At 67.0% G+C, this 11,410-nt stretch carries 9 protein-coding genes; 4 read left to right on the top strand and 5 right to left on the bottom strand.

Features of this window, described 5'->3' with window-relative positions:
- Positions 1-32: 32 nt before the first annotated feature.
- The 4 genes from IB278_RS28290 to IB278_RS28275 form a co-directional block, all read right to left on the bottom strand.
- Positions 33-1,418, bottom strand: coding sequence for an MFS transporter (locus tag IB278_RS28290; RefSeq protein WP_145744111.1), 1,386 nt, complete (start codon positions 1,416-1,418; stop codon positions 33-35).
- A 1-nt stretch (position 1,419) separates the two neighbouring features.
- On the bottom strand, positions 1,420-3,936 hold the full coding sequence (locus IB278_RS28285) for a TonB-dependent receptor domain-containing protein (RefSeq protein ID WP_192327067.1): 2,517 nt from the start codon (positions 3,934-3,936) through the stop codon (positions 1,420-1,422).
- Positions 3,937-4,010: 74 nt separating this feature from the next.
- Positions 4,011-5,012, bottom strand: a complete 1,002-nt coding sequence (locus IB278_RS28280; protein ID WP_192327065.1) for a FecR family protein — start codon at positions 5,010-5,012, stop codon at positions 4,011-4,013.
- A 61-nt stretch (positions 5,013-5,073) separates the two neighbouring features.
- Positions 5,074-5,646: an RNA polymerase sigma factor gene (locus tag IB278_RS28275; RefSeq protein ID WP_261380311.1), complete on the bottom strand. Its 573-nt coding sequence runs from the start codon at positions 5,644-5,646 to the stop codon at positions 5,074-5,076.
- A gap of 321 nt (positions 5,647-5,967) precedes the next feature.
- Here IB278_RS28275 and IB278_RS28270 point away from each other — a divergent pair, with 321 nt between their 5' ends.
- Both IB278_RS28270 and IB278_RS28265 read left to right on the top strand, forming a co-directional pair.
- On the top strand, positions 5,968-6,294 hold the full coding sequence (locus IB278_RS28270) for an STN domain-containing protein (RefSeq protein ID WP_145744105.1): 327 nt from the start codon (positions 5,968-5,970) through the stop codon (positions 6,292-6,294).
- Positions 6,295-7,354: 1,060 nt separating this feature from the next.
- The gene (locus tag IB278_RS28265; RefSeq protein WP_192327062.1) at positions 7,355-7,762 is read left to right on the top strand and encodes a RidA family protein; all 408 of its coding nucleotides are present in this window, start codon (positions 7,355-7,357) and stop codon (positions 7,760-7,762) included.
- On the opposite strand, the gene IB278_RS28260 is transcribed toward IB278_RS28265, so the two are convergent.
- Entirely contained in the window at positions 7,719-8,666 is a 948-nt protein-coding gene (locus tag IB278_RS28260; protein WP_192327059.1) for a LysR family transcriptional regulator, read from the bottom strand. The genes IB278_RS28265 and IB278_RS28260 overlap by 44 nt on opposite strands.
- Positions 8,667-8,811: 145 nt before the next feature.
- Here IB278_RS28260 and IB278_RS28255 point away from each other — a divergent pair, with 145 nt between their 5' ends.
- Together IB278_RS28255 and IB278_RS28250 are read left to right on the top strand one after the other, a co-directional pair.
- Positions 8,812-9,801 carry a tripartite tricarboxylate transporter substrate binding protein gene (locus IB278_RS28255; RefSeq protein WP_192327056.1) on the top strand — a complete coding sequence of 330 codons (990 nt, stop codon included), beginning with the start codon at positions 8,812-8,814 and terminating at the stop codon, positions 9,799-9,801.
- Positions 9,802-9,822: 21 nt separating this feature from the next.
- On the top strand, positions 9,823-11,247 hold the full coding sequence (locus IB278_RS28250; RefSeq protein WP_145744082.1) for an FAD-dependent oxidoreductase: 1,425 nt from the start codon (positions 9,823-9,825) through the stop codon (positions 11,245-11,247).
- Positions 11,248-11,410 lie beyond the last annotated feature (163 nt).

Raw genomic sequence — 11,410 nt, 5'->3', positions numbered from 1 at the left:
CAAGCGATGAAAGATCGGAGCGGGAAGAAAAGTCAGGTCGGCTGCGCTTCGCGCATCAGGCGAACGAACGGGCCTTCGGTGGCGCGCAGCACCATGGCGCCCAGGCAGCCGCCGACCAGCGTGGTCGCGACGATGGACACCGCCAGCCCGTTGGGCATTGACTTGAGGGCATCCGACAACATGCCGACCATCAGCGGACCCACCACGCCGAAGGGCAGGCTGGCCAGCGTGAGCATCGCGATGGTGCGGGCGCGCAGGTGCGGCGGCGCCGCGTCCTGCAGCACGTTGGGCAGCAGCACCGCGCTGCCGATGAGCGGCACCACCAGCAGCCCCAGCAGCATGAAGTTGTGGTTGGCCGAACTCGTGAACAGCAGCAGCGTCGACATCAGCGCCGCCGAGAGGTTGCCCAGCATGATCAGGCGCAGCGCAGCGGCCGGCCCCATGCGCGGCTGCACGTAGCGCATCGACAGCACGCCCAGCAGGCCCCCGGCCACCGTGCCGCAAAGGAAGGCCACGCCCATGCCCTGCCCCATCTGCACCGGCGTGACGCCGTAGGTGCGTGCCGTGACGATCGGCAGCCAGGTGCCCAGCGAGCTCAGGCCCACGCTGGTCAGGCCCACGCCAGTCACCAGGCCCGCGAAGGTGCGCCAGTGCAGGCGCAGGTGCTCGCGCAGGGTCGTGATGCCCGCCGCCTCGGCGGTCGGGACGGCCGGCTTAGCTTCCTGCGCGCCGCCGCGCGAGGTGCGCCGGATCGACAGCACCAGCAGCGTCACCGGAATGCCGGCCGACGCCAGCACGAAAAAGGTCAGGCGCCAGGCTTCGAGCTGCTGCATCGACACGGGCAGCCAGGGCCGCAGGTCGTCGGTGAGGTGCACGATGGTGCCGCCCAGCAGCGCACCCAGTGCACTGCCGAAAATGGCCGACAACGCGAACACCGCATTCGCCAGCACCCGCTGCGCACGCGGGAACAGGTCGGGGATCATGCTGTTGGTGATGGGCGTGAGGCCCGCCTCGCCCACACCCAGGCCGACGGAGGCGACGAACAGCACGCCGTAGTCCATGGCCGTGCCGCGCATGGCGGTGGCGGCGCTCCATAGCACCACGCAGGCCGCGAGCACCACGCGCCGGTCGTAGCGGTCGCTGAGCCAACCCAGCGGCAAGGTGGCGATGCCCGTGAACAGCACAATACCCGCGCCCTGCAGCAGCCCGAGCTGCGTGTCGGAGAGCGACAGCGTCTGGCGGATCGGCTCCGTCAGCAGCGTGAGGATGACCTTGTCGATCGACCCCAGCACGGTGGCGATGATGAGCACCGACAGCGCATACCAGGCGCTGGTGGGCGCCTTCCGGTTCGTTTCGAGGGCCGCAGGGGCGGCCGTATCCAGCGGCACCGGTGCCGCGAACGGTGAGAGGCCCGCCATGTCAGAACGGAACGTTGACGTTCACGCCTATAGTGCGCGCCGGCACGAGTGCCGCGGTCACCAGGTTCGGGTTCGCGTTGAGTCCGGTTTCGATCGACACGATGCCGCGCCGGTTCGTCAGGTTGCGCACATAGGCCGAGACGCTGAAGCGCTTGAAGTCGATGCCTGCCTGCAGGTCGACCAGCGTGTAGGCCGGCATCATGATGCTCGGCAACGCCGTGCTGCCGCGGTAGCCCGCATCGCGCTTGCCGGTGTAGCGCGCGCTGATGCCGACGTAGGCCGGGTGATCGGCGAGGCTGAAGTTGCGCGTCACGCCCAGCGTGGTGGCGAAGCGCGGCGTGTGCGGCAGGCGCGTGCCGGCCTTGGCGCCCAGGCCCGGGGCGTCCTCGGTCAGGCGCGCGTCGATGGCGGCGGCATTGGCGGTGAAGCGCCATTCCTTGCTGGGCTTCCAGTTGAGCGTGAGCTCGCTACCCTTGATGCGGGCCGCACCCGCATTGGTCACGAAAGTGAAGCCGCCGCTGCGCGTGGGCTGCTGAACACCGCTCCACTCGATGTCGTACAGCGCGGCTTCCAGCGACAGCGTACGGTCGAGCAAGTCGGCCTTGTAGCCCAGCTCGTAGCTCCACAGCGAGTCGGAGTTGTACATCGGCTGTACCACGTTACGGTCGGTGTTGGCCTTGAGCACGTTGGGACCGCCGGGGCGGTAGCCGCTGGCCGCGCGGAAGTACACGGTGCTCGTGTCAGATAGCGTGTACTTGGCCGCAGCCAGATAGGTGGTCGGGCTTTCCGACGAGGTTCCGGCGGCATTGGCGGCGACCGAGCCGATCAGCTGACCGGTCTGGCGGCTGGCGTACTTCTGGTGGTTGCGCGCCAGGCGTACGCCACCGGTGAGCGAGAACGCTGGCGTCACGTTCCAGGTGATGTCGCCATAGGCCGCTTCCTCGCGGTAGCGCGACGACTGCGTCGACGTCAGCAGGCCGAGGCTGCCCCGGCCTCCGATCAGGTTGGCGTCCATGCTGCCGTTGTTGCTGCCGCGTTCACGGTTCAGGTACAGGCCTGCCAGCCACTCGATGGTGGTGCCCGAGCGCGAGGTCAGGCGGAACTCCTGGCTGACGCGATGCTGCTCCACAGTGCTGATGATCGGCACCGAGGCCACCGGCACCCGCATAGCGCTCAGCAGCGGCCCGTACAGGCCGGTGACGTCGACGCTGTTGTTGATCTTCACGTCCTGCGCGGAGGTGATCGAATTCAGGCGGGCCCAGCCGAAGTCGTACTCCACGTCCAGCCCGAACAGCTGCGTGAGGTTGCGGTACGACTCGCTGGCCGACAGCTGGCGCGAGCGCTCCCGGTTCCAGGGGCGCAGCGTGCGCTTGTCCATCTCCTCGAAGCCCAGGCCCTTGCGATGCACGTCCTGCACGGTGCCCGTGAGGCGCACCGTGAGTTCGCGCGTGGGCGTGAGCAGCAGCGAGACCCGTCCGCCGTCGGTGTGGCCGCGGTCGATGTTGCGGCCGCTCGCAAGGCCCGTGGCGTCGTAGCTGCCGCCGATCTGGTCGGTGAAGGCGGCGAAGCGGATGGCCGCCACGTCTTCCTTGAGCGGCACGTTGAGCACCGCGCCGGTCGTGAAGCCGGGGCCGCCGCCCTGCGTCCACGAGGTGCCGAACCGCACCGAGCCCGCGAACTCCATGGTGTCGGGCTGGTTGGTCACGTACTTGAGCACGCCGCTCATGGCGCCGGCGCCGTACAGCGTGCCCTGCGGGCCGCGCAGCACCTCGATGTGGCTGAGGTCGAGCATGCCCATGTCCAGCGGCGTGTTGCCGCCGTTCGCGCCGGCCGAGCTCAGGCCGGTGGCCACGTCATCCACGTACACACCCACGGTCGCGATGCCCTGCACCGGGCCCATGGTCAGTCCGCGCATGGTGAGCGTGCCGCCCACGCTGCCGCTGCTCGTGAGGTTCACACCCGGTTGTTCGGCCACGTAGTCGGCCAGGTTCTTGGCGCCGGCGCGTTCCAGCGCCTGCGCCTTCATCACGTTGACCTGCATCGGAATCTCGCGCACCGGCTCGCGGCGGCGCGTGGCCGTGATCGTGACGCTGTCGAGCGACTGCGGTGCTTCGTCGGCCAGCGGCTTGGCAGCCGCAGCGGCCGTGTAGATCACGATGGCGCCGTCGTCACCGCGGCGCGTGCGCAACTGCGTGCCTTCGAGCAGCTGCGCCAGCGCGTCCTGCGGCGAAAGCGCTCCCTTCACGCCACGCGTGGCCACGCCCTTCACGTCGTCGACCTTGTAGAGCAGTTGCACGCCGCCCTGCGCGATGTAGGCATCGAGCGCGGTCTTGAGATCGCCACCGCCCACGTCGAAGCCATGTGCCGGCATCTGCGTCTGTGCCTGTGTCTGCGCGTGTGCGGACATGCCGGTCGCCAGCGCCCACGCACCGCCGATGACCCATGGGCGCAGCGCAGCAGCCGCGTACGTTCGCTTCTTCTTGGACGGCATACCGGGGCGAGGTGCGATGCGATTCATGGGGTATCTCTCCAGCGTGGTTATTTGTCGGGATACCCACTGAGACGAACGCCCCGTCACATTCCGGTAATTTGTTAATTCGAAATTCTGATTTCGTTGCCGCGCTCATGCGCCGCAAGGCCGAAGCCCTGCTTGAGCAACGCTACGAAGCCGCTCATGTTGTTGGCATCGAAGCTGCCGCCGATGCGAACCTGCGCGATCGCCGGATCGACGATCACGAGCTGGCGCGTGTTGTATCGGTTGAACTGCGCGGCCGCGTCGGCCAGCGTGGTCTGGTCGAACACCAGCTTGCCTTCGCGCCAACTCAGTTCGTCATCGACCTGCTTGGGCGCCTTCGAGATCACCAGCACGTTGTCCGCGTGCGTGACGGCCGCCTGGTTGCGCGTGAGCACGGTGGGCTCGGCGCTCTTGGCGCCCGGCTGGGCCGATGCAATCTGCACGCGACCTTCTTCCACCGTCACGTTCACCTGTTCGCCCTGGCGTCGCACGAGGAAGCGCGTGCCCAGCACGGTGATGCGGCGGTCGCCGGCGATGACGACAAAGGGCCGCTTCTTGTCGTGGGCGATGTCGAAGTAGGCTTCGCCTGCATCGAGCCAGACCTTGCGCCCGCTGTCATTCACAGCGGTGCGCACCTGCGTGGCGGTGTTCAGCGTGAGCCTGGAGCCGTCGGCCAGCGCCACCGACTGGCGCGCGCCGACGGCCGTGGCGTACTGCCGGCCCTGTTCTTCCTGCATGTACTGCCAGCCGAACCAGGCGGTGCCCGCCGCGGCCACCAGAATGCCGGCGGCAATACGTTGCAGCGAGAAGCGCGACAGGCGTGAGACCGGGCGTGCAGCCTGCTGCTGCGATGCCGGAGCCGGCGTGGGGACAGGAATCGGGATCGCCGGTGTGCGCAGTGCGCCCAGCCGGTCGCCGCGCTCCCAGGCACTGGACAACCGGAGCCACGCCACGCGGTGGGCAACCGACGCGGCGATCCAGGCGTCCAGCTGCTGCTGGTCGGCGTCGGTCCATGCGCCGCTGTCGCGGCGGGCCAGCCAGTCGGCAGCCACGGATTCGGTGCGCTGCGCTTCGCTCATTGGTTTAGCTCCATGCTTCGCACTGCGGTGCGCGCTTGCTTGAGGCGGCCCGGCACGGCGCTCATGTCGAAAGCCTCCGCTCGTTCTGCGCTCGCCCGAAGGCCTTGGTGTCCAGCTGCACGCCGCCCGAGAGCAGCGCGTCGGCCAGGGCGCGCACGCCGCGCGAGACCTGCCGCTCGACCGTGTCCTCGGTGATGCCCAGTTGCGCGGCAACCTCGCGCTGCGAGAGCCCGTCGATCTTGCGCATCTCCACCACGCGGCGGCACTTGGCCGGCAGCGCATCGAGCGCCGATTGCAACAGTCGCAGCTCGCCGCGGCCGGCGGCATGGCGTTCGGGCGTGAGCTCGTCGGCCGAGAAATCGAGCGCGTCGAGGTCGGCAATGATCTCGATGGAGACGATCTGCGCGCGCCGGGCGCGGTCGATCAGCAGGTTGCGCGCGGTGGCGAAGACGAAGGGCTTGACTTGATCGGGCATGGATCTGGAGGCGGATTCGTAGATGCGCACATAGACGTCCTGCCGCAGGTCGGGCACTTCGGCCTCGTCGCGCCAGTTGCGGCGAAGGAAACGCGTGAGCGCGGCTTCCATCGGCAGCACCTCGCTGACGAACCAGGCGTCCAAGTCACTGAGAACCACTAAGCGCTCCTGGAAAGTGAAGGGCCGAAACGAAAGGGCGGCAGCCGCCGGGATTGGCGACAGACAGTGAGACGAACGGCTCGAGGATTTCCGGTAACGCGCGAAGACACGATGGGCGAATTTGCCGAAATTCCTGCGAATTCCGGTGCCCGCAACGGCCCCTGAAATTCTAGAAGGTCCGGGCCGCAGGCTTTTCCGCCTTGCCCCGTTACCGGAAAGTGCGCCCGAACTCGTCTTACCGGGGCACAAGAAAAACCAATTCGCGGAAAACAGACCGACATGATTCCAAACTGGAGGCAGCCCCCCACCCTCTTCGCCCTCTTGAAACGCACTCGCCTTGCCCCCGCTGCCGCAGCCGGCCTGCTTCTGGCGGGCCCGGCCTTTGCCCATGTCATGGAGTTCGATGTGAAGGGCGGCGAACTGCGACCGGCGCTCGATGCCTACATCGCGCAGTCGGGCGTACAGCTCATCTACAAGGTGGAAGACATCAAGGACCTCTCGACCCGGGGCTTCAAAGGAAAAATCGCCGCCGACGCGGCGCTGGATCGCCTGCTCGAAGGCACCCGCCTGCGGGTGCGGCGCGGCCAGGACGGCGCGATGGTGCTCATTGCGCCGTCCCCGGCACGCGCGCCTGTGCGCATCGAGTAAGACGATCGACCACAGCAGCACGCGCAGCGCTTGCTGAACGCGGCGCAGGGAAGATACCGCGGTTCACCGCCGTCCGACACCGCACCTGGCCATCGGCCCTTCTGTTTGAAGATGTCTTCGGCCAAGTCGTTGGCCTCCAGCAGGTGGTGTACTTCACGCAGCAGTTCTTCACCATCGACGACAATGACTTTCGAGGCTGGCTTTGAGTCAATCAGTTCGACAAGTATGGGCCGAGGCAGCCGACGGCACGCCTTCAACTCGCCCGAAAGTGCTGCGTGGGCGCCGGCTCGATTCACTTCATACCTCCGTTGAATACCCACTACGGATGCTTTTGTCGGCGCGTCCGGCCGACCAGTCATGCCCGCAATGCAGCAGCTGGCACGCGCGATCAAAATCGCCGACCTTTCAGCCACGAATCCGCCAACCGACGATAAATGGGCGTTTACGAAGGTGAGGCGGTTGCCTCCAAGCGATGAGAGCCCGCCGTGTCAGCTATAGACAATGCGGCTTATGAGGAACTCGGTCCCATCTCGCCTTCCTGCGCGTAGGTGCAGCCGCACCGTGCGCTATGCAGCGCAAGCGGACTATCGTTGGCGGAGACTAGACTTCTGAGTTCGGCCTGTCAGGAGTCTGCGGCTACAAAGGCGGCGAAGTCGGACGCGCCCACGTACTTGCGCGCAGACGAGTTGTGTCCGGAAGAACCCATCCTCACTTCCTCTTTCGAACCCCTCGCAGTCTTCCATTGCCACCGCCTGCAACTGGTGGTCGGGGAATCGACATATCGCTGACGCTTAAGCTCCCTCTCGATATAGAAGAGACACGTAAAAAGATGGCTGCACCAGCGCGACAACAAGGAAAATCAGTCCAACACACTATTCAGCGTGGCGTCGAGATCATTGGCACAACTCAATCCAGGGCTATCCGGTTGCGACTCTTTGGATGGCTTTTGGAAATCAAAAGGTTAGCCGCGTTTGAGTCCAGTGGAATATTCCTCAGAGTCAGCCGCGCACTCTAGAGTCCACCGATCACAACCTCCCTTTTCAGGAAAGAAAGCCGATCCATGTCCGCACGCAACGTTGTCTTTCCCGCCGGCCGCCAGGCGCTCTACGAGCGCAACCGCTATTCGCCCGCCATCCGCTCCAACGGTTTTCTCTTCGTATCGGGGCAGGTCGGCAGCCGGCCCGACGGTTCGCCCGAGCCCGACCTGGAGGCACAGGTCCGGCTCGCGTTCGAGAACCTCAACGCGATCCTCTCGGCCGCGGGCTGCAGCTTCGACGACGTGGTCGACGTGACGGTCTTCATCGTCGACCCCGAATCGAAGTTCGAGACCATCTGGAAGGTGGTCGCAGAATATTGGGGCGAAGCGCCGCACCCGACGCTGACGGGCATCGGCGTGACCTGGCTCTACGGCTTCCAGTTCGAGATCAAGGTGATCGCGAAGCTTCCGGACGAGCGCGCGGCCGGCTGAGGGCCCGCCCGCCCAGGCCCGGCGTCCGAGTCCAGACCTTGTCGAAAGCCTCGCAGAAGGCGCGCTGCACGACCGACATCGGGCGGTACCGGTTGCGGATGACGTGGACATCGAGCCGCTCGCTGCTGCTGAAGGGCCGCACCGCGAGGCCGTGGAAGGTCTGCCCCGCGATGGCCGCGCGGTCCACCACCGCGATGCCGACGCCGGCCTGCGCGAACCAGCAGGCGGTCGTCGACGAACGCACCTCGACATCCAGGTGGAGTTCCTCGGCTTCCTTGCCGTAGGCCCGGTGCAGGCTGCGGCCGTAGGCGCTGCTTTCGGGGGACGTGATGATGCGGTGGCCTCGCAGGTCCGCCGGACGGACGATCTTGCGCCCGGCGACGGGATGGTCGCTGCGCATGACGCAGGCGAGCGTGCACTGATAGCGCTTGACGACAATGAGGTTCGGATGGTCGTTGGGCAGCAGGCCGATCGCCAGATCCATCGAGCGATCGAGCAGTGCATCGACCATGATCGGCGCGACGAGCACCTCGACCCGGCACTTGAGCCGCGGGTATTGCGCATGGAGAAGCGCCATGGCCTGTGGCACCAGGTAAGGCGCAAGACTGGCGGACACCGCGATGCGCAGCATGCCGGTGTCGGGCTGCGCCAGGCTGCGCGTGACGTCGCGCACCCGGTCCACGCCGCGCCACAGGATCTCGATCTCCTGGTGCAGCAGATGGGCCTCGGGGGTCGGGATCAGCCGGCCCTTGATCCGCTCGAACAGGGTCAGGCCGGTCTGGCGCGCGATCTGCCCGAGCAGCTTGCTTACGGCCGGCTGCGAAACATGCAGCAGTTCGGCGGCGCCGACGACGCCGCCCGTGAGCATCACAGCGCGAAAAACTTCCATGTGGCGCAGGTTCATGCCTGGATTCTCCATCGCATGCCGCCGGACGACGATCGGCGGGTGCATAACCAAAGGTTAAGCCCTCGCCAATTCTTTTCATTTGCGGGGCCGAGCAGGCCTCACAACAATGAAGGCACTCCGACAAGACCAGAGACAAAGAAAGATGAATGCACACGAGGACGGACGGCTGTCTCGCCGACGCCTGCTGCAGGCCGCGTTGCTGGGCGCGCTGGCGCGGACCCGGGTGGCGCACGCCCAGGAGTTTCCGACCCGGCCCGTCAAGCTGATCGTTCCGCAGCCCCCGGGCGGTGCGGCCGACCGGCTGGCGCGGAACTTCGCGCAGGCGCTGGAGGCCCGGTGGAAGCAGTCCGTGGTGGTGGAGAACAAGCCGGGCGGCGGCGTGGTGATCGGAACGCTCGCGACCGCGCGTGCCGCGCCCGATGGCCACACCTTCGCCCTGCTCGGAAGCTCGCTCAGCATCAATGCCGCCCAGCGCAAGGACCTGCCCTACGACGCGGCCCGGGATCTCGGGCCGATCGCGCGTGTCGGCTATTTCACCGTCGTCCTCGTGGCGCCGGCCGACTTCGGCGCCGACAACGTGCGCGAGCTGATCGCCATGGCCAGGAAGAACCCGGGGACGCTGTCGTTCGCATCGAACGGCATCGGCACCTCCGCGCAGCTGGCCGGCGAGATGCTCAACCACATGGCGGGCATCCAGCTTCAGCACGTGCCCTACAACGGCGCGGCCAAGATGTACACCGACATGATCGGCAAGCAGATCCCGCTCGGCTTCTCGGTGGCGTCCTCCGCGGAAAGCTTCATCCGGTCGGGGCAGCTCAAGGTGCTGGGCGTGACCAGCAAGGAACGCAGCCCACTCTATCCGCAGTGGCCTGCCATCGCCGAGACGCTGCCGGGTTTCGAAGCCGTGAACTGGGCCGGCTTTGCCGCGCCGGCCGGCGTGCCGCGCGCGGTGACGGCCAGGCTGGCCGACGACATCCTTGCCGTGCTGGCGACCGCCGACGTGGCCAAGGCGATGGCCGACATGGGCATCGAGGTCAGGCCGCAAGGGCCGGACGAGTTCCAGGCCTTCATCCAGTCCGAGATGCGGCGCTTTGCCGAGATCTCCAGGCCGCTCAACAAGCCATCCAACTGAGCCCACAGAACTCCTCCAGCGATGACCCAGCCCATGATCTCTCCGTCCGAATATTCCTTCAGCCGCACCATCCCCGTGGATGACAGCTACGACCTGGTGGTGGCCGGCGGCGGCCCCGCCGGCACGGCCGCGGCCGTGTGCGCGGCCCGGCTGGGCCTGAAGACCCTGCTGGTCGAGGCCACCGGCTGCCTGGGCGGCATGGGCACGTCGGGCCTGGTCGCGTCCTTCGGCCCGGTGTCCGACGGCGAGCGCATGCTGGTCGGCGGCTTCATGAAGGAGCTGCTGGAGACGATGTGGCGCCAGAAGGCCTTCGGCCCGCACGTGGTTCGCGAATTCCTGGACGGCCAGCTCAATCGCTGGGTGCCCTTCAAGCCCGAGCACCTGAAGCGCATCCTCGACGACTTCGCGGTCGAGGCCGGTGTCGAGCTGCGCTTCTTCACGCGGCTGATCGAAGCGGACGTGCAGGACGGGCGCGTGCGCGGCGTGGTGCTCAGCAATGTCGAGGGCCTGCGCTACGTGCGGGCGCGGACCTTCGTGGACGCAACCGGCGACGCCGCGCTGGCCGCGCTCGCGGGCGCCGAATGCAAGGTCGTGCTGCGCGACACGGACACCGTCGCGCCGAGCACGCTGTGCTCGCTCTTCGGCGGCATGCGCTGGGACGATCCGGCCTACGGCGACGACTGGCGCGGCATCGACGCGGCCAAGGCCCGCACCAAGACCGAGCTGCTGGAACGAGCCATCGCGGACGGCCACTTCACGCAGGCCGACCTCTTCATGCCGGGCATGAACAAGATCGGCGAGCGCACGGCCAGCCTGAATGCGGGCCATGTGTTCAACCTGAATCCGCTGTCCAACCGCAGCCTGTCGGATGGCATGGTTTTCGGGCGCAAGCTGGCGGTGGAATATCTGGAGTTCTTTCGCAAGTACGTGCCCGGCTGCGCCGACCTCGAGCTGCTGACCACCGCGCCGGTGATGGGCGTGCGCGATTCGCGGCGCATCGTCGGCGAGTTCGAGCTGGGCATCGAGGACTTCCGCAACCAGCGGCAGTTTCCAGACCAGATCGCGGTCTACAACCGGCCCACGGACGTCCACCCCACCGACACCTCCAAGGCCGAGTACGAGCGTTTCCTGCGCGACTTCGACGGCAAGGACAACCTGGGCCGCGGCAACAGCGTGGGCATTCCGTACAGCATCCTGGTGCCGCGCGGCTCGCAGAACCTGTGGGTGGCGGGGCGCTGCCACTCGAGCGACACCAAGGTGCATGGGTCGATCCGCGCCCAATCGGCCGCCTACATGATGGGACAGGCCGTGGGCACCGCCGCCGCGCAGTCGATCGCGAGTGGCGAGCCGGCCTGCGACCTCGACACGCAGGTGCTGGTCGAAAAGCTCCGGGCGCACGGCGCCTACCTGCCGCAGAAGACGCTGGCGAGAACGATGACGCGCTGAGCGGCTGCCCGGTCCGGAGGGCGGGCACCGGCATGGCGAAACAAGATGCCGCCACGGCACCGATTGCGGAATCACATGCCGATTCGCATGCCCACTTCGATCTGAAAGGGAACAGCGAGGCCCCTATGCTCGTGTGGAACGACATCCGTCGTCGTCGCTTCGC

It is taken from the genome of Variovorax sp. VRV01 (assembly GCF_014852545.1).
Lineage (GTDB): Bacteria > Pseudomonadota > Gammaproteobacteria > Burkholderiales > Burkholderiaceae_C > Variovorax > Variovorax beijingensis_A.
The sequence above is the reverse complement of the archived record's forward strand: the minus strand, read 5'-3'. Positions and strand labels throughout refer to the sequence as shown.